The sequence below is a fragment of the Bradyrhizobium sp. CCBAU 51745 genome, from assembly GCF_028128715.1.
Lineage (GTDB): Bacteria > Pseudomonadota > Alphaproteobacteria > Rhizobiales > Xanthobacteraceae > Bradyrhizobium > Bradyrhizobium manausense.
This window is the reverse complement of the sequence record NZ_LBJP01000056.1, coordinates 1-16,339: the sequence shown is the minus strand read 5'-3', so window position 1 is coordinate 16,339 and position 16,339 is coordinate 1. Positions and strand designations below refer to the sequence as shown.

20 protein-coding genes are annotated in these 16,339 nt (G+C 62.9%); 15 read left to right on the top strand and 5 right to left on the bottom strand.

Annotated features, from left to right (window positions below):
* The first annotated feature begins 6 nt into the window (after positions 1 to 6).
* Positions 7 to 1,245: an acyltransferase family protein gene (locus tag XH98_RS13790; RefSeq protein ID WP_271618900.1), complete on the top strand. Its 1,239-nt coding sequence runs from the start codon at positions 7 to 9 to the stop codon at positions 1,243 to 1,245.
* A gap of 69 nt (positions 1,246 to 1,314) precedes the next feature.
* Entirely contained in the window at positions 1,315 to 2,520 is a 1,206-nt protein-coding gene (locus tag XH98_RS13785; RefSeq protein WP_057757397.1) for an LLM class flavin-dependent oxidoreductase, read from the top strand.
* Positions 2,521 to 2,629: 109 nt separating this feature from the next.
* On the opposite strand, the gene XH98_RS13780 is transcribed toward XH98_RS13785, so the two are convergent.
* A complete protein-coding gene (locus XH98_RS13780; protein WP_439408193.1) occupies positions 2,630 to 2,863 on the bottom strand; it encodes a DUF6894 family protein in 234 nt (77 codons plus the stop codon).
* A 120-nt stretch (positions 2,864 to 2,983) separates the two neighbouring features.
* Entirely contained in the window at positions 2,984 to 3,280 is a 297-nt protein-coding gene (rpsU, locus tag XH98_RS13775) for a 30S ribosomal protein S21 (protein ID WP_271597504.1), read from the bottom strand.
* Between the two features lie 79 nt (positions 3,281 to 3,359).
* On the opposite strand from rpsU, the gene XH98_RS13770 reads away from it, so the two are divergent.
* From XH98_RS13770 to XH98_RS13755, 4 genes are all read left to right on the top strand, one after another.
* Positions 3,360 to 3,605 carry a hypothetical protein gene (locus XH98_RS13770; RefSeq protein WP_271597505.1) on the top strand — a complete coding sequence of 82 codons (246 nt, stop codon included), beginning with the start codon at positions 3,360 to 3,362 and terminating at the stop codon, positions 3,603 to 3,605.
* A 112-nt stretch (positions 3,606 to 3,717) separates the two neighbouring features.
* On the top strand, positions 3,718 to 3,927 hold the full coding sequence (locus tag XH98_RS13765) for a cold-shock protein (RefSeq protein WP_057757404.1): 210 nt from the start codon (positions 3,718 to 3,720) through the stop codon (positions 3,925 to 3,927).
* A 97-nt stretch (positions 3,928 to 4,024) separates the two neighbouring features.
* A complete protein-coding gene (locus tag XH98_RS13760) occupies positions 4,025 to 4,267 on the top strand; it encodes a transcriptional regulator (RefSeq protein WP_271618899.1) in 243 nt (80 codons plus the stop codon).
* Positions 4,268 to 4,307: 40 nt separating this feature from the next.
* Positions 4,308 to 4,532: a hypothetical protein gene (locus XH98_RS13755; RefSeq protein ID WP_271597507.1), complete on the top strand. Its 225-nt coding sequence runs from the start codon at positions 4,308 to 4,310 to the stop codon at positions 4,530 to 4,532.
* A gap of 3 nt (positions 4,533 to 4,535) precedes the next feature.
* Here the strand turns inward: XH98_RS13755 and XH98_RS13750 are convergent, their stop codons facing one another.
* From XH98_RS13750 to XH98_RS13740, 3 genes are all read right to left on the bottom strand, one after another.
* Entirely contained in the window at positions 4,536 to 4,718 is a 183-nt protein-coding gene (locus XH98_RS13750; RefSeq protein WP_271597508.1) for a hypothetical protein, read from the bottom strand.
* 55 nt (positions 4,719 to 4,773) lie between these two features.
* Complete coding sequence (locus tag XH98_RS13745) at positions 4,774 to 4,974, bottom strand: hypothetical protein (protein ID WP_271597509.1); 201 nt, start codon at positions 4,972 to 4,974, stop codon at positions 4,774 to 4,776.
* Between the two features lie 156 nt (positions 4,975 to 5,130).
* The gene (locus XH98_RS13740; protein WP_271618898.1) at positions 5,131 to 6,189 is read right to left on the bottom strand and encodes a LacI family DNA-binding transcriptional regulator; all 1,059 of its coding nucleotides are present in this window, start codon (positions 6,187 to 6,189) and stop codon (positions 5,131 to 5,133) included.
* Positions 6,190 to 6,322: 133 nt separating this feature from the next.
* On the opposite strand from XH98_RS13740, the gene XH98_RS13735 reads away from it, so the two are divergent.
* The 9 genes from XH98_RS13735 to XH98_RS13695 all read left to right on the top strand — a co-directional run bounded on the left by XH98_RS13735 (position 6,323) and on the right by XH98_RS13695 (position 16,006).
* Positions 6,323 to 7,564: an ABC transporter substrate-binding protein gene (locus XH98_RS13735; RefSeq protein WP_271597511.1), complete on the top strand. Its 1,242-nt coding sequence runs from the start codon at positions 6,323 to 6,325 to the stop codon at positions 7,562 to 7,564.
* Between the two features lie 75 nt (positions 7,565 to 7,639).
* The gene (locus tag XH98_RS13730; RefSeq protein WP_271597512.1) at positions 7,640 to 8,518 is read left to right on the top strand and encodes a carbohydrate ABC transporter permease; all 879 of its coding nucleotides are present in this window, start codon (positions 7,640 to 7,642) and stop codon (positions 8,516 to 8,518) included.
* On the top strand, positions 8,515 to 9,411 hold the full coding sequence (locus XH98_RS13725) for a carbohydrate ABC transporter permease (protein WP_271597513.1): 897 nt from the start codon (positions 8,515 to 8,517) through the stop codon (positions 9,409 to 9,411). The genes XH98_RS13730 and XH98_RS13725 overlap by 4 nt, the downstream gene beginning before the upstream one ends.
* Before the next feature lie 6 nt (positions 9,412 to 9,417).
* Positions 9,418 to 10,503 carry an ABC transporter ATP-binding protein gene (locus XH98_RS13720; protein WP_271597514.1) on the top strand — a complete coding sequence of 362 codons (1,086 nt, stop codon included), beginning with the start codon at positions 9,418 to 9,420 and terminating at the stop codon, positions 10,501 to 10,503.
* Between the two features lie 31 nt (positions 10,504 to 10,534).
* On the top strand, positions 10,535 to 11,296 hold the full coding sequence (locus XH98_RS13715; RefSeq protein WP_271597515.1) for a sugar phosphate isomerase/epimerase family protein: 762 nt from the start codon (positions 10,535 to 10,537) through the stop codon (positions 11,294 to 11,296).
* Positions 11,297 to 11,309: 13 nt separating this feature from the next.
* On the top strand, positions 11,310 to 12,470 hold the full coding sequence (locus tag XH98_RS13710) for a Gfo/Idh/MocA family protein (RefSeq protein WP_271618897.1): 1,161 nt from the start codon (positions 11,310 to 11,312) through the stop codon (positions 12,468 to 12,470).
* Between the two features lie 75 nt (positions 12,471 to 12,545).
* Positions 12,546 to 13,601 carry a sugar phosphate isomerase/epimerase family protein gene (locus XH98_RS13705; protein ID WP_271618896.1) on the top strand — a complete coding sequence of 352 codons (1,056 nt, stop codon included), beginning with the start codon at positions 12,546 to 12,548 and terminating at the stop codon, positions 13,599 to 13,601.
* Between the two features lie 14 nt (positions 13,602 to 13,615).
* Positions 13,616 to 14,791 carry a Gfo/Idh/MocA family protein gene (locus tag XH98_RS13700; RefSeq protein WP_271618895.1) on the top strand — a complete coding sequence of 392 codons (1,176 nt, stop codon included), beginning with the start codon at positions 13,616 to 13,618 and terminating at the stop codon, positions 14,789 to 14,791.
* A gap of 315 nt (positions 14,792 to 15,106) precedes the next feature.
* Entirely contained in the window at positions 15,107 to 16,006 is a 900-nt protein-coding gene (locus XH98_RS13695; protein ID WP_271618894.1) for an ABC transporter substrate-binding protein, read from the top strand.
* The last annotated feature ends 333 nt before the right edge of the window (positions 16,007 to 16,339 follow it).

The window sequence follows — 16,339 nt, the reverse complement described above, 5'->3', positions numbered from 1 at the left end:
CCGTCCATGTCCCATTCGAGCGCAGTCACTCCCGCATCCGAACGTCTTCACGCCCTCGATGCCCTAAGGGGCATCGCGCTGCTGCTTGGCATCGTCCTGCACGCGACATTGTCGTTCGTGCCGTCCTCGCCCCGGTTCTGGGTCATCCAGGACACGCATCCAAGCCTGATCCTGAGCCTGCTGTCTTTCGCCATCCATGTCTTCCGGATGACGACGTTCTTCCTGATGGCCGGCTTCTTCGCCCGCATGAGCTTCCATCGCCGCGGCGCCTTCGACTTTGTCAAGGACCGGCTGCAGCGGATCGCGCTGCCGCTCGTGATCGGCTGGCCGCTGCTGTTCGTGCCGAACGCCCTGGTGATCAGCTGGGCCGGAAATTTTCCGAATGGCGGTTCGATCCAATGGGCGTCCAGCTGGCTGCCGCCCTTGCCGAATTTCCGCCTGACCCATCTCTGGTTTCTCTATGTGTTGCTGCAGCTCTATGCCGCCACGCTGCTGCTGCGCGGCGCGATCGTCTGGCTCGACGCGTCGGGCTCGCTGCGAACGGTCATCGACCGCCTCTTTGCGCGGATCATCCGCAATCCGCTGGCGCCGCTGGTGCTGGCGATCCCGATCGGCATCGCCTTCTGCCTCGACCCAAGATGGGTCAATGTGATGGGGGTGAGGACGCCGGATCAATCGCTCGTCACCAATGCGAAGGCCTGGATCGGTTTCGGCACCGCCTTTGGCGCCGGCTGGCTGCTGCATCGGCAGATTGATCTGCTGCGGATCCTCGAGCGGCGCTGGCTTGCGCATCTCTTGGCTGCGCTCTGTCTGATCATGATCGGCTTCGTCTTGTCCGGCGTGATGCTGTCTGCCCCGGGTGCGCCGAAACTGCCATATAGCTTCGCCACGCTCCGGCTTGCCTCCGCCATCCTCTATGCGCCCGCGATCTGGATAACGACCTTCGCAGCGCTCGGGCTTGCGCTCCGTTTCATGTCCGGCTTCAGTCCGACATGGCGCTATCTCGCCGATGCCTCCTACTGGCTCTATCTGATCCACCTGCCGATCGTGATGGCGTTGCAGGTCGCGCTGTCGCAGCGCGACTGGCCCGCTTTGGTCAAGTTCGCAATCATTCTCGTCGTTGCGATTCCGCTGATGCTTGCGAGCTATCATCTGATGGTGCGCTTCACCTTCGTCGGCGCGGTGCTGAATGGCCGCCGCGCAATGAGGCGCGTTCTCCCGCAAGGCGGAATTGCGACTGCGTAGACAGCGCCGCCTCACGCATTAAGATGCCCGCAACAAGAACAAGCGGGCAAGAAAACTGGGAGAGGCGTCATGAAGTTCGGCATCTTCTATGAGCTGCAACTGCCGCGGCCCTGGGTGGCCGGCGACGAGCTCGCCCTTTACCAGAACGCGCTCTCGCAGATGGAACTCGCCGACCGTCTCGGCTACGACCATGCCTGGGTGGTCGAGCATCACTTCCTCGAGGAATATTCGCACTCGCCTTCACCGGAATCGTTTCTTGCCGCCGCGAGCCAGCGCACCAAAAACATCCGCCTCGGCCACGGTATTCTCCAGCTCACCACCAACCATCCGGCGCGCGTCGCCGAGCGTGTCGCGGTGCTCGACCTGCTCTCCAACGGCCGCTGCGAGTTTGGCATGGGCGAGAGCGCCTCGATCACCGAGCTGACGCCGTTCGGCCGCGACATGGAGACCAAGAAGGAGGTGTTCGAGGAGGCGGTCGCTGCGATCTTCCCGATGTTCAAGGACGCAGGCTCGGAGCATCACGGCAAATATTTCGACATCCCCTTGCGCAACGTCGTGCCGAAGCCGGTGCAGAAGCCGCACCCGCCGCTGTGGATGGCCTGCTCGCAGCTGCCGACCATCGAGCGCGCCGGCCGCCACGGCTTTGGCGCGCTCGGCTTCCAGTTCGTCAGTGCCGATGCTGCGCATGCCTGGGTGCACGCTTACTACAACGCCATGACGAAACGGCTGCACAAGCTCGCCGACTACGAGATCAACCCGAACATGGCGCTGGTGTCGTTCTTCATGTGCGCCAGGACGGATGAGGAGGCGCGTGCCCGCGCCGACGGCGCCACCTTCTTCCAGTTCGCGCTGCGTTTCTACGGTGCCGCGCAGAACCGCCAACGTCCGGCGCCGTACACGGTGAACATGTGGGACGAATATAACAAGTGGAAGCGCGACAATCCGGAGGCGCAGGAGGCCGCGCTGCGCGGCGGCCTGATCGGCTCACCCGAGACCATCAGGCGAAAGCTGAAGCGCTTCCAGTCCTCGCATATCGACCAGGTCATCCTGCTCAATCAGGCCGGCAAGAACAGCCACGAGCACATCTGCGAATCGCTCGAGCTGTTCGGCCGCGAAGTGATGCCGGAGTTTCAAAACGATCCGGCCCAGGCCGCCTGGAAGAGCAGCGTGATGAGCGGCGAGATCCAGCTCGAAGAGATCGATACTGAAGCCTTCACGGACCGCTACGGCAAGCTCGCGATCACTGTCGCCCCAGTGAAGGCCGCAGCTGGGTAGGGCTGCCCACCTCCACATCGTCGTCCTGGCTTTCGCCAGGACGTCTGCGAAGTGCTGCGCTTGCTCGCTGGGCCTGGTCACCTGAACTGCGATTGAAGTTCCGCCAGCTCTATTGCGTCGTTCTGTTGCTGCTGAAGATGAACGCCGCCTGAAACAAGCTCCCGCTGTCGGTGCGCACCTCGACCGCAACGTCTTCCCGTTCATCCAGGCTCGCGAGATCGCGCGCCAGTCCTGCCAGCGTCTCGGCTGCTTCTACTTCAGCTTCGCGCTGAGTTGGAAACTCCAGCCCTTCCTCGTCGGGATAGAGCCCGGTGCTGTCCCTGATGTCGAAATAATAGCGCATCACCGCATCACCCTCTGATGTGGCCCTGCTTCAACACCAGCATTCGCAGGCGGTTCCTGATCGGCGAGGGCGCCGCCAGGTTCAATGCGAAGCTGATAGGGACAGTGAAGCTGTCGCTTCTCACCTTGGGGAAATCGGAGCCTGGCTCGCGGACGCCGACGTCTGTGGAAGAGGTGCCTTGCGTTCGGGGAGCTTCTTCTTCGGAGGCGCCGGCAACAAGCCTTCCCTGATGGCCTGCTTGCGGGCGAGCTTGCGGGCCCGCCTGATGGCTTCGGATTTCTCGCGCGTCTTTCTCTCCGAAGGCTTCTCGTAAGCGCGCCGCTGCTTCATTTCGCGGAAGACGCCTTCCCGTTGCATCTTCTTCTTCAGGACACGAAGCGCCTGGTCGACATTGTTGTCGCGGACAAGAACCTGCATTGAAACTCCTCGCTGGGCTGCAAGATGGAATGATCCTGCACGCAGCCGATTGCGCAGGAGACCGGTGACGAATTGGAGAATGAGGGCGACCGCTGATGTCTTCGCCGGCCTCGAACGCGCAGGTTTGCGTGTTACGGCGATGCGGTTCAGTGGCGACGACGTGACCACCCCCGCGCGGCCAAGTCAATCGATAAAGGCCTTTGCGCGTGCCGGCGTTCCGTCTGGAATGGCGCCCGAACAGCGTCAAAACCGCCGCTTTGAAAACAAATTGGCCGTATTCCTTGCAAAAGCGCAGATGTCGTGTATATTTGCGTCATTCGATTAGCCGCTGTGCCTTGTTGATCGCGCCTGCGGGCTCCTTTTCCAAAGACATCGACGAAGTTGAAACGACCGCGTGATTGTCGCGCGGCACGCGCTTGCGCGCTTTGGAGAAGAGCATGACGACAGGTACAGTGAAGTGGTTTAACGGCCAAAAGGGCTTCGGATTCATTCAGCCGGACGATGGCAGCAACGATGTGTTCGTTCACATCAGTGCGGTCGAACGCGCCGGCCTTGCGGGCCTCGGTGAGGGCCAGAAGGTCAATTTCGAGGCCAAGACCGACAAGATGCGGGGCAAAGTCAGCGCAGAGAATCTCTCGCTGGCCTGATCTCGCTGCGCCGTTTCACGGATGTACTGAAACGGCTGTGATGCCCGCTCGATCCCCGGATTGAGCGGGTTTTGCCCATTGCACGACAGGGTGAAGGATGAACGCCAGGAAATCGGCTGTACCGTCGCCTGAAGCAGTTGCGCGCTCTCATCGCCAACGTCTGGCGGCCGAAGAGGGCGCACGGGCGATCGCGGATGTCGAACGGCAGGGTGTCGAGGTTCGCAAGAACATGGCGCGACTGCGCGAGTTGCGCCAAGCCAAGGAAGCCGCTGACGCCGTTATTGCAGCAGCTTTGCCAGCACCGGCGCTGAAGAAGCGTGCAAGGAAGTCGCCGCGATAACCCAGGTCAGTAATCGTCTCAAGGATCGTCCCAAGCCGGAGTGCTGATCGTGCCCAGAGTGAAGTCGGACGGCGGTGGAACCATCACCTTCACGCTCGCGCACGGCGCAGCGCGGCAGATATGCAGACTTACGACGACGTTCCAGACCGAGAAGCAGGCCTTCAGCTATCTTCACAAATATCGCACCGAGTTCGAGCGGATCGCGCGGGCGCGCCTTGCTTCCGGGGAGCTCGAAGACGGGGTCGTCGTCCTCTCGATGCTCTAGAAGCTATTTGGAAGACTCTTTTGCACGGCCTTCCCTCGCCAGACGCTCCGCCTTCAGGCGCTCGCGATTTTCTTGAAAGGTTCGCTCCGCTTTTGCGTAGTCGGTCATTGGCTTGGCTTCGCCGGTCGGCTTGAAAGCATTGTTGGCGTCCCGCAGATGGCGGGCCTTCGCGTCTTTTCTGATCATTCTCCCTCCATGAGCCCGACGATCCTCCGCGGGCACCTTTGCGACCTGCGCCCCGTCAGGACGGTGCCTGAAGTCCAGGCGACGTCAGCCACTTGTTGACTTCGCCGGCGACGTCAAGCTGCCGCGCTTTTTGCAAGAGCTCGGTGCGGCGGACACCAAGGGGCATTTCCTTGGCCTGCTGGCGTAAACTGATCGCCTCTTGCGCCAGGCGATATTCGAATGTGTTCGATCGCTCCGGGAATCGTTGAGTTGACATGCTCATGCTCCGCTGTGGGGGTTGAGCGGGAGCGCGACATGCGTTCACATCACCGATAGATGCCAAGAGCCGCTCGATGGCGATAAGACTGTGCGCTGTTATCCGCGGGATAGCGAGCGCTTTGTTCGAGTTCCCGGCAGGAACAGGGACGCGCCGTCATTTTCTGTTGCGGGCCGATGGTGGACACGTGCTGTCGCGCAATATCAATGTGGCGGCAAGCTCGATATCCTTGCGCACCGCGGACTTCTCCGTCGTCATCAGTGCAATCAGCTCGGCGGCCGCGCTGGCGCCGAGTTCCCGACGCGGCTGCACAATGGTGGTCAAGGTCGGCTCGCAATAATCCCCATAGGGAATGCCGTCAAAGCCGACGACGGAGAGATCGTGCGGGATCCGCAGTCCCCCCGACTGCACGGTCTTGATCAGGCCGATCGCCATCTCGTCATTGGCGGCAAACAATGCGGTCGGACGGACCTCCGGGCTGAGCGCAAGCAGCGCCCGGCCGGCCTCGACACCGGTTCGAAAGGTGAAATCGCCTGATATGATCAAGCCGCCCGCTGCAGCAATGCCGGCCTCTTTCAGGGCCTGCTTGTAACCTTCGAGGCGCTGTCGTTCCAGGATGGTCGATTGCGGTCCCGACAGATAGGCGATGCTGGTATGCCCGAGCTTGATCAGATGCCGCACCGCCTCGCGTGCGGCGCCGACATTGTCGATGCAAACCTGCGGGAAGCTCGCGCCGGGAATATATTCGCAGGCCCCCACCAGCGGCACGTGCGCGTCGCGCAAGTCGCGGTCGCGACTGCGGATCACGTGACCGCACAGCAGCAGCACGCCGTCGGCTTGGCCGGCACAGACCAGGTCGACATAGCGCGCCTCCTTCTCGGGCGGGCCGGCCAGATTGGCAATGACGAGACCGTAACCGGCGGCTGACAGCGTATCGTCGATGCCCTGCAGGATCTCTGCGAAGAACGGGTTGGCGATGTTGGGCACTGCCACAAGCACCACCATGGTCTTGCGGACGCGCAGATTCCTTGCCGAGATGTTCGGCGTATAGGAGGTGTCGCGGACCGCGGCGAGCACGCGGTTGCGCGTTTCCTCGCTCACCACTTCGGGCCGCGCCAGCGTCCGGCTCACGGTCGCGACCGACACGCCGGCAAGCCGCGCAACGTCGGCGATCTTCGCGGGCGGCTGACGGCTCTCCTTGGGGCGCTTGCTCATCTGCTGATCCAGATCCGGGCGGCCCTCGCCGCGCTTGCAAATTCCTACGGTTGTGATACGATCCTATGTAATCGATTACATGAGCCTGTAAAGGGTCATCTGCCCGCAAACGGGCTTACACGGGAGGGAAGTCATGAAGCGCACGCTGCTTGCCGCGGTGGCCGTCGCCACGACGGCGCTTGTCTCATTGCCGGCCAACGCCCAGGAAATGAAGGCGGAGGTGATCCACTGGTGGACCTCCGGCGGTGAGGCCGCCGCCGTGAAGGTGTTTGCCGACCAGTTCACCAAGGCGGGCGGCACCTGGATCGATAGCGCAGTCGCCGGCGCGGCGAACGCACGAAACGCAGCGATCACCCGCACCGTTTCCGGCAATCCGCCGACCGCCATGCAACTCAACACCGGCAAGCAGTTCGACGAATTGGTGGAAGGCGATTTGCTCGCCGACGTCGATGCGGTCGCAGCCGACGGCAATTGGAAAGGCGTGATGCCCGCCGCGATCATTGCCGCGGCGACCCGCAACGGCAAGATGTTTGCGGTGCCGATCAACATCCACGGTCAGAACTGGCTCTGGTACAACAAGGCCGTGCTCGCCTCCGTCGGCGCCGACGAGCCGAAGAGCTGGAATGACGCGCTCGTCGTTCTCGACAAGCTCAAGGCCGACGGCAAGGTGATCCCGCTGGCCTTCTCGGGCCAGAAGAACTGGGAGCAGAATCTGTTCAACGCGGTCATGATCGGCGTCGGCGGCGCGCAGATGTGGACCGGCATCCTCGGCAAGCGCGACGCGGCGCTGGCGCAGAGCCCCGAGTTCAAGACGGTCGCCGTCACCTACAAGAAGCTGAAGGACTATGTCGATCCCGGCGCGCCCGGCCGCAACTGGAATGACGCGACCAACATGGTCATCCAGGGCAAGGCCGCGATGCAGATCATGGGCGACTGGGCCAAGGGCGAGTTCGTCGCCGCCGGCAAGGTCCCCGACAAGGATTATGGCTGCACCGTGCTGTCCAATGGCAGCGGCGGCTATGTGATGGGCGGCGATGTGTTCGTCTTCCCGAAAGCGAAGGACCCCGCCACCACCAAGGCGCAGATGACCTTGGCGAAATTGATGCTGACGCCGGAGACGCAGATTCAGTTCGCGCTGAAGAAGGGCTCGATCCCGGTGCGGAGCGATGTCGATGCGTCAGCCCTGGACGCTTGCGCCCAGAAGGGCATGCGCTATGTCGCCGACAAGGCCCAACAAATGCCGTCCGGCGACATGTTGGCGCCGCCCGCTCTGACCGGCGCGCTGCAGGATGCCATCTCGCAATATTGGAACACCAATATGAGCGCCGACGAATTCTCCGCCAAGGTTGCTGCGGTGCTGAAATCCGCAGAGTGAGCATCGCAAGGGGCGGCCGGCGAATGGTCGGCCGCCTCTCCTGATCCGTCGATCCCTCTCCAACCCGGCGACACGATGCGTCTTTCGCTGACCTCCCGATTATCCGTGATCTCGGCGCTCCTGCCGGCGCTGATGGTGATGCTCGTCGTCTATATCGGTGCCACGAGCTGGACGGCGTGGATGTCGCTGACCAATTCGCGGATGCTGCCGAACAACAACTTCATAGGCTTCCGGCAATATCAACTGCTGTTCAGCAACGATCGCTGGCTCACCTCGGTCCACAACATCGTCATCTACGGCGTGCTGTTCGTCTCGCTGGCGCTGCTGATAGGGTTCCTGCTGGCGGTCGCGATCGACCAACGGGTGCGAGCCGAGGACACCATCCGCTCGATCTACCTCTATCCCTATTCGATGTCCTTCGTGGTCACCGGGCTGGTGTGGCAGTGGCTGCTGAACCCGACGCTCGGCGTCCAGTATGTGCTGCGCAGCTGGGGCTTCGCGGGTGCAAGCTTCGACTGGATCGTGCGGCCGGAGACCGCGATCTACTGCCTGGTGATCGCCGGCGTCTGGCAGGCCTCGGGCCTCGTGATGGCGATCATGCTGGCGGGTCTTCGCGGCATCGACGATGAAATCTGGAAGGCGGCGCGGGTTGATGGCCTGCCGAAATGGCGGGTCTACATCTCCATCATCATCCCGATGATGGGCGCCAGCTTCGCGACTGCGGCTGTGCTGCTCTCGACCGCCGTCGTGCGCCTCTACGACCTCTCGGTGTCGATGACCAATGGCGGCCCCGGCATCGCGTCCGAAGTGCCCGCCAAGTTCGTCATGGACCATCTGTTCGAGCGGGCCAATATCGGTCTTGCGGCCGCGGCCGCCACCACCATGCTGGTGACCGTGATCGCGGTCGTCGCGCCCTATCTCTATTGGCGCGCGCGCAAGGGAGAGGTGCGATGAGCGCGATCACTCTTGGCGCGGTCAGGCCGGGACTGAGGTCAAGGCGCATCAGCCCGGCGCGCTGGGGCCTCTATGTGTTCATCCTGATCACGGCATTGTATTTCCTGCTGCCGCTTTACGTCATGATCGTCACGTCCTTGAAGCCGATGGCGGAGATCCGGCAGGGCCATCTGCTCGCGCTCCCGGCCTCACCGAGCCTCGCGGCATGGGGCAAGGCCTGGACGTCGGCCTGCACCGGCCTCACCTGCGAGGGCATCAGGGTCGGCTTCTTCAATTCGCTGCGAATATTGCTGCCGTCGGTGGTGATCTCGATCGTGGTGGGATCGTTGACCGGCTACGCGCTGTCGCTGTGGCGCGTGCGCGGCGCGAACATCCTGTTCGGCGCGATGATGATCGTCGCCTTCATCCCCTACCAGGTGTTCATCTACCCGCTGGTGCGGGTGTTCTCCTTCACCGGGCTCGGCCAGTCGCTTGCCACCATCGTGACCATTCACACGATCTTCGGGCTTCCGACCATGACGCTGCTGTTCCGCAACTACTTCGCCTCGCTGCCGGTCGAATTGTTCAAGGCCGCGCGCATCGACGGCGCCGGCTTCTACCAGATCTATGCCCGCATCATGATGCCGATGGCGACGCCGATGATCGTCGTCGCGGTGATCCTGCAGACCACCGGCATCTGGAACGATTTCATCCTCGGCCTGGTGTTCGCCGGCCGCGACAATCTGCCGATGACCGTGCAGCTCAACAACATCGTCAACTCGACGCAGGGCGAGCGCGCCTACAATGTCGACATGGCGGCCACGCTTCTGACCGCACTGCTGCCGCTCGTGATCTATTTCGGCTCCGGCCGCTGGTTCGTTCGCGGCATCGCCGCGGGCGCTGTGAAGGGCTGAGGCAACATGGAACGCTCCAACGTCGATATCATGAAGCTACAGATCGGCTTTGGCGGCTTGAAGGTTCTGGAAAACCTCGACCTTCATGTCGACGCCTCCGAATTCCTCGTGCTGCTCGGCCCCTCCGGCTGCGGCAAGTCGACCCTGCTGAACGCCATCGCCGGACTGATCGAGGTCAAGGGCGGCCAGATCCGGATCGGCGATCGCGACGTGACCTGGGCCGAGCCGAAGGATCGCGGCATCGCCATGGTGTTCCAGAGCTACGCGCTCTATCCGCGCATGAGCGTGCGCAAGAACCTGTCCTTCGGGCTGAAAGTCGCGCGCACGCCGCAGGACGAGATCGACAGCCGAGTCGGCGAGGCCGCAAAGATGCTGCGGCTGACCGAGCTGCTCGACCGCCGTCCGTCCGAACTCTCCGGCGGGCAGCGCCAGCGCGTCGCGATCGGCCGCGCGCTGGTGCGTCATGCCGGTGTCTATCTGTTCGACGAGCCGCTCTCCAATCTCGACGCCCAATTGCGTGCCGAGCTCAGGGTCGAGATCAAGCGCCTGCACGCGCGCCTCGGCGCCACCATGATCTACGTGACGCACGACCAGATCGAGGCGCTCACCCTTGCCGACCGTATCGCCGTCATGCAGGGCGGCGTCATCCAGCAGCTCGACACGCCGAAGAAGATCTATCGCGAGCCGGCCAACCGCTTCGTGGCCTCCTTCGTCGGCTCGCCCGCGATGAATTTCCTGCGCGGCCGGATCCTCCGTGATGGCGCCCCGGTGTTCATCGCCGGTGACGTCAGGTTCGACCTGAACGGCTACGCGTTCCGCATCCCGCCATCGGATGCTCCGGCCGTCCTCGGTATCCGCCCCGAGCACATCGAGATCGTCGGCTCCGAGCATCCCTCCGCCGTGACGGCACGTGTCGAGATGGTGGAACCGATGGGCGCCGACGCGCTGATCTGGTGCCGCCTTGCCGACGGGACCGCGTTCTCCTTCCGCGCCGATGCCGATGCAAAGGCGGGTGCGGGCGATAGCCTTGCCTTGCGGTTTCCAGCCGAAGCTTTCTCGCTGTTCGACGACCAGAGCGGACAGCGTCTTTAACTCCGCAACCCACCTCGCACGAGACTCCAGCATGACCACGCCGATAGACCTCCTGTCCTTCCAGCTCTATTCCGCCCGTTCGATCGAACCGCTCGAGGCGCAGTTCAAACTGCTTGCCGGCCTCGGCTACAGGATGGTCGAGCCCTGGGGGGCGCTGTTCAACGATCCCAATACGTTGAAGCGGCTGCTCCAGCAGTACGGCATGACCGCGCCGAGCGCGCATGTCGGACTCGACCGGCTGCGCGCCGACGCCGCCGGCACCGCGAAGCTCTGCAAGGGATTGGGGATCGATACGATCTTTGCCCCGGCGCCGCCACCCGGCGAACGCGAGGGCGGCGAGACGGAGTGGCGTGGCATCGGGCGCGAGCTGGCCGCGATCGGCAAGGCGGTGACAGGCGAGGGGCTGCGCTTCGGCTGGCACAACCACCATTGGGAATATGGCCGCAGCGCGAGCGGGCTGACCTATCTCGAATGCCTGTTCGAGGAGGCACCCGAGCTGGTCTGGGAGGCGGATCTCGCCTGGATCGTGCGCGGCAACGGCGATCCGGTCGCCGAAATCAAGAAGCACGCGCGGCGCCTGGTCGCCTGCCACATCAAGGACCTCGCACCTTCAGGGCAATGCCTGGACGAGGACGGCTGGGCCGATCCCGGCCACGGCACCATGGACTGGGCGGCGTTGCTGGCCGCGATGAAGGAAGCGAACGTGTCGCTGTTCGTCGCCGAACATGACAAGCCGAACGACGTCGCCCGCTTCGCGCGCCGGGCGCGCGAGACCGTGGCCGCTTGGAACTGAAGGAATGCGTGACATGAGCAAGCTCGGCGTCGGCGTCATCGGATGCGGCAACATCTCGACGATCTACCTGCGGAACATGCCGAACTTCCGCGATCTCAGGCTGGTCGCCTGCGCCGACCTGCGCCCCGAGATCGCGCGCGACCAGGCCGGGCTGTTCGGCATCGAGGCCTTGACGATCGAGGCGCTGCTGGCGCGTCCCGACATCCAGATCGTCGTCAATCTCACCACCCCCAACGCGCATTTCGCGGTCAGCCACGCCGCGCTGACCGCCGGCAAGCATGTGTTCGGCGAGAAGCCGATCACGGTCGAGGCCGCCGATGCAGCCGCGCTGGTCGCCGAAGCGGCGCAGCGCGGCCTCAAGCTCGGCTGCGCGCCCGACACGTTCCTCGGTGGCGGCGGCCGGACCGCGCGCGAGCTCGTCGATGCCGGCAGGATCGGCAAGGTGCTCTACGGCACCTGCTTTCTGATGTCGCACGGGATGGAGCACTGGCACCCGGATCCCACCTTCTTTTTCAAGCCTGGCGGCGGACCCATCCTCGACATGGGGCCTTATTACCTGGCGGCCCTGATCAATCTGTTGGGATCGGTGACGCATGTACAGGGACGCGCGAGTTCCGGCTTCGCCGCGCGGCTCGTCTCCTCGAAGGGACCGATGAACGGCAAGTCGATTACGGTGGAGACCCCGACGACGGTGATGGCGCTTCTTCACTTCGAGACAGGCGCCGACATCGTCTTCACCATGAGCTGGGATGTGTGGAAGCACGGACATGCACCGATCGAGCTGTATGGCACCGAGGGATCGCTCCGCGTGCCGGATCCGAACTTCTTCGGAGGCGTGGTGCAATATACCGAGAAGGGCAGCGACTGGATTTCGCTCGCAGCCGATGACCGCGCGTTCGGCAAGCCGAATTGGCGCTCGCCGAACTGGCCCGATCACATGCCGAGCCAGGCCAATTACCGCTGCCTCGGTGTCGCTGACCTCGCAAGCGCGGTGTTGCATGGCACGCCGCATCGCGCCTCCGGCGCGCTGGCAAGCCATGCGCTCGAGGTGATGCATGCCACCCTGAAGGCGGGTGTCGAGGGCGGCGAGATCGCCATACATTCGCGCGTCGATCGGCCCGCCGCCATGTCCGAGACCGACGCCCTGGCGCTGTGGGCGGCGGAGACGTTCTGAGGCCCGACAGGGGTGGCGGCCTCGCCGTATCGTTGCTGAGGCCGCCACGCGAAACAAGCAAGAAGGAATCATGCGATGAAGATGATCAAGGGACCGGCAATTTTCCTCGCCCAGTTCGCATCCGACACGGCGCCGTTCAATTCCTTCGATTCGATCTGCAAATGGGCCGCCTCGCTCGGCTATATCGGCGTCCAGATCCCGAGCTGGGATGGGCGGCTGTTCGATCTGAAGAAGGCGACGGACTCGCAGGATTACGCCGACGAGGTGAAGGGTGTCGCTGCCCGTCACGGTCTCGCGATCACGGAGCTTTCGACCCATCTCCAGGGCCAGCTTGTCGCCGTTCATCCGGCCTACGACGCCGTGTTCGACGGCTTCGCCGTGCCTGAAGTGCGCGGCAATCCGAAAGCGCGCACCGAATGGGCCATCGACCAGGTCAAGTCGGCGATCCGCGCCTCGAAGCGCCTCGGGCTTAACGCGCACGCGACTTTCTCAGGCGCACTCGCCTGGCCCTATATTTATCCGTGGCCGCAACGTCCGCCCGGCCTCGTCGAGGAGGCCTTCGACGAGCTCGCCAGGCGATGGCGGCCGATCCTCGACCATGCCGACGCGCATGGCGTCGATATCGCCTACGAGATTCACCCCGGCGAAGATCTGCACGACGGCGTCTCCTATGAGATGTTCCTCGAAAGGGTGAACAACCATCGCCGCGCCAACCTGCTCTACGATCCCTCGCACTTCGTGTTGCAGCAGCTCGACTATCTCGACTACATCGATATCTACCACGACCGCATCAAGGCCTTTCACGTCAAGGACGCCGAGTTCAACCCGACCGGCCGGCAGGGCGTCTATGGCGGCTTCCAGAGCTGGGTGAACCGGGCCGGCCGCTTCCGTTCGCCGGGTGACGGGCAGATCGATTTCGGTGCGGTGTTCTCGAAGCTGACGCAGTATGATTACGACAGCTGGGCGGTGCTCGAATGGGAATGCGCGTTGAAGCATCCCGAGGACGGTGCGCGCGAAGGCGCCGAGTTCATCAAAAACCATATCATCCGCGTCACCGAAACGGCCTTCGACGATTTCGCCGGCGCCGGCACCGACGTCGCGATGGTCCGCAAGGTGCTCGGCATCTCCTGAAAGCGAGGCAACAGATGGCAATCGAGGCAGGCAACGAGACCGGGGGTCACCGCCGTATCCGGCTCGGCATGGTCGGCGGCGGGCAGGGGGCTTTCATCGGTTCGGTGCATCGCATTGCTTTCAGGATCGATGACCAGTTCGAGCTCGTGGCCGGTGCACTTTCATCTGAGCCTGGTCGCGCCAAAGCTTCGGCAAAGGAGCTCGGGATCGCCGCGGACCGCGCCTATGGCAGCTTTGAGGAGATGGCCAGAGCGGAAGCCGCCCGGCCTGATGGCATCGAGGCGGTCTCGATCGTCACCCCCAATCACATGCATGGCCCGGTGGCAAAGGCCTTCCTCGCAGCCGGCATCCACGTGATCTGCGACAAGCCGCTGACCACGACCGTCACGGAAGCCGAGGAGCTGGCGGCGCTGGTGCAAAAGACCGGCAAGGTCTTCGTCGTCACGCATAATTATGCCGGCTATCCGATGATCCGTCAGGCCCGCGCCATGGTGGCATCAGGTGATCTCGGCGAGATCAGGCTGGTCCAGGCCGAATATCTCCAGGACTGGTTGACGGAGCGGCTTGAGGCCACGGGCCAGAAGCAGGCGGCATGGCGCACCGATCCGGCCCGCTCCGGCGCCGGCGGCTGCATCGGCGACATCGGGACTCATGCCTATCATCTCGCCTGCTTCGTCAGCGGGCTCCAGCTCGACGAACTGCTCGCCCAGCTCTCGACCTTCGTGCCGGGGCGGCTGCTCGACGACGACGTCCAGATCCTTCTGAGGTGGAAGGGTGGTGCCAAGGGCATGCTTTGGGCGAGCCAGGTCGCGGTCGGCAATGAGAACGGCTTGAAGCTGCGCGTCCACGGCACCAAGGGCGGCCTCGAATGGGCGCAGTCAGATCCGAACTATCTCTGGTTCACGCCCTACGGCCAGCCGAAGCAGCTGCTGACCCGCGCGGGCGCCGGCGCGCTGCCGGACGCGGCCCGCGTCAGCCGCATCCCCTCAGGTCACCCCGAAGGCTATCTCGAAGGATTTGCGACCATCTATGCCGAAGCCGCGCGCACGATTCGCGCCGCCGCGGCCGGCATCGAACCCGATCCGGCGGTGATCTATCCGACGGTGCATGACGGGCTTGCCGGCATGAAGTTCATCGACGCCGCGGTGAAATCATCAGCGGCCAATGGCGCCTGGGTCCGCGTCGGTTGATAAGCTCCGCCCGCAAGGCTTGCAGACAATTTGAGCCTGCTGTTGGCCGTCAGCGACGTTGCCGAGCGCTTCGTCGAGGTCCGCTCGGTACGGCAAGGCGGACCGGATTTGTGCCCGTTGAGTTCTTCGCATTTTGACCCAAACCGGTCCTTCCAAAAGCAGCGTACACCCGCAAAACAAAGTGCTACGCTCTCCTGTGATCCTCGGAGGGAGGGGCAAATGCGACGGCGGGAATTCATAGCTGCGACAGTGATCAGCGCAATGTTACCGTTGATGGCACGCGCGCAATCGAAAGCGTCGCTCCCGAGGATGATCATGTACAGCGCTTACGAATCCTTATCCTCGATGTACGAGAACAGCTATAACCGGTACATTCGCGCACTCTTCGCCGAAATGCGGCGTCTCGGACTTGTGGAGGGCAAGAGCATCACAATTGAGCGCTATGGCAGAGAGACGCCGGATGTCACATCGAAAAATACTATCGCCGCAATTGTCGACAGCAAGCCCGATATTATCTTTTGCGTTGGGGCAGCCGCGGTATTCCAGCAGGCAACCAGGACGATACCAATCGTGGCGCTCACGATCGATGCGGTTCGGGAAGGATTGGTCAAGAGCTTGTCGCATCCGGGCGGCAATCTCACCGGCGTGACGTTCGAGCCCGAGCTGCCAATTCACGGCAAGCGGTTCGCGCTATTGCGTGAGATATTTCCGACCTTGAAAAGCCCTGCCTTCCTCGCAAACAGTGGAATACTCACCTACTATTGGCCCGCGGCTCGGGAGGCCGCTGACGCGCAAGGCATGGCGCTCGTGGCGTGTCCCGTTAGTCTTCCAAGTAGCGAAGCCATCTATCGCGAGGCGATCACGAAGGCGAAGGACGAGGGCGCGGACGCCATCATGGTCGCACTGGATGTCGATGCGGTTGTCAGAAATGCTTTGGTCGTGAACCTGATCGAAGCCGCCGGGCTGCCTGCCATCTATCCCTTTACAGACTTTGTCGTGGCCGGTGGTCTGATGAGTTACTCAACAGACCTAGTCGAATTAAACAAGCGCATGGCGAGCGATATCCATGCCATTCTGAACGGCACCAAGCCCGGCGATATCCCGGTCTATCAACCCACGAAATTTGAATTTTATATCAATCTGAAGACCGCAAAAGCACTCTCACTGAACGTGCCTGCGACGCTCCTTTCTGTCGCCGATATGGTAATCGAATAACTGATCTCTGGCGTACCTGCGAAGGTCAATCCTCTCTCTTTTGCCGCAGTGCTGAGTCCCGTTCTGGCCCGACGGTGAAGATCGCGATGACGACCGGCACGTCAGCAGCCAAGGCCAGACCAGACGTGGTGCCAACACGGCCAAATCGACGTAAGTGATCCATTTCTACCATCTGTCGATCAACTGCTATGATGCATGGGCGACATGCCAATCACGATGCGGTAGGTACCTGCGAGGGATGGTCATGAGACGGCGCAACTTCGTCAAGCTGCTTTGTGCCGCCGGCGCAGGGTGGTCGCTCGCGGCACATTCGCAAGACAGACTACGGCGTAT

Bases quoted from the DNA above. Each gene is read 5' to 3' on its own strand.
- XH98_RS13790 (WP_271618900.1), top strand. From the start codon at position 7: ATGTCCCATTCGAGCGCAGTCACTCCCGCATCCGAACGTCTTCACGCC.
- XH98_RS13785 (WP_057757397.1), top strand. From the start codon at position 1,315: ATGAAGTTCGGCATCTTCTATGAGCTGCAACTGCCGCGGCCCTGGGTG.
- XH98_RS13780 (WP_439408193.1), bottom strand. From the start codon at position 2,863: ATGCGCTATTATTTCGACATCAGGGACAGCACCGGGCTCTATCCCGAC.
- rpsU (WP_271597504.1), bottom strand. From the start codon at position 3,280: ATGCAGGTTCTTGTCCGCGACAACAATGTCGACCAGGCGCTTCGTGTC.
- XH98_RS13770 (WP_271597505.1), top strand. From the start codon at position 3,360: ATGAGGGCGACCGCTGATGTCTTCGCCGGCCTCGAACGCGCAGGTTTG.
- XH98_RS13765 (WP_057757404.1), top strand. From the start codon at position 3,718: ATGACGACAGGTACAGTGAAGTGGTTTAACGGCCAAAAGGGCTTCGGA.
- XH98_RS13760 (WP_271618899.1), top strand. From the start codon at position 4,025: ATGAACGCCAGGAAATCGGCTGTACCGTCGCCTGAAGCAGTTGCGCGC.
- XH98_RS13750 (WP_271597508.1), bottom strand. From the start codon at position 4,718: ATGATCAGAAAAGACGCGAAGGCCCGCCATCTGCGGGACGCCAACAAT.
- XH98_RS13745 (WP_271597509.1), bottom strand. From the start codon at position 4,974: ATGTCAACTCAACGATTCCCGGAGCGATCGAACACATTCGAATATCGC.
- XH98_RS13740 (WP_271618898.1), bottom strand. From the start codon at position 6,189: ATGAGCAAGCGCCCCAAGGAGAGCCGTCAGCCGCCCGCGAAGATCGCC.
- XH98_RS13735 (WP_271597511.1), top strand. From the start codon at position 6,323: ATGAAGCGCACGCTGCTTGCCGCGGTGGCCGTCGCCACGACGGCGCTT.
- XH98_RS13730 (WP_271597512.1), top strand. From the start codon at position 7,640: ATGCGTCTTTCGCTGACCTCCCGATTATCCGTGATCTCGGCGCTCCTG.
- XH98_RS13725 (WP_271597513.1), top strand. From the start codon at position 8,515: ATGAGCGCGATCACTCTTGGCGCGGTCAGGCCGGGACTGAGGTCAAGG.
- XH98_RS13720 (WP_271597514.1), top strand. From the start codon at position 9,418: ATGGAACGCTCCAACGTCGATATCATGAAGCTACAGATCGGCTTTGGC.
- XH98_RS13715 (WP_271597515.1), top strand. From the start codon at position 10,535: ATGACCACGCCGATAGACCTCCTGTCCTTCCAGCTCTATTCCGCCCGT.
- XH98_RS13710 (WP_271618897.1), top strand. From the start codon at position 11,310: ATGAGCAAGCTCGGCGTCGGCGTCATCGGATGCGGCAACATCTCGACG.
- XH98_RS13705 (WP_271618896.1), top strand. From the start codon at position 12,546: ATGAAGATGATCAAGGGACCGGCAATTTTCCTCGCCCAGTTCGCATCC.
- XH98_RS13700 (WP_271618895.1), top strand. From the start codon at position 13,616: ATGGCAATCGAGGCAGGCAACGAGACCGGGGGTCACCGCCGTATCCGG.
- XH98_RS13695 (WP_271618894.1), top strand. From the start codon at position 15,107: ATGTACAGCGCTTACGAATCCTTATCCTCGATGTACGAGAACAGCTAT.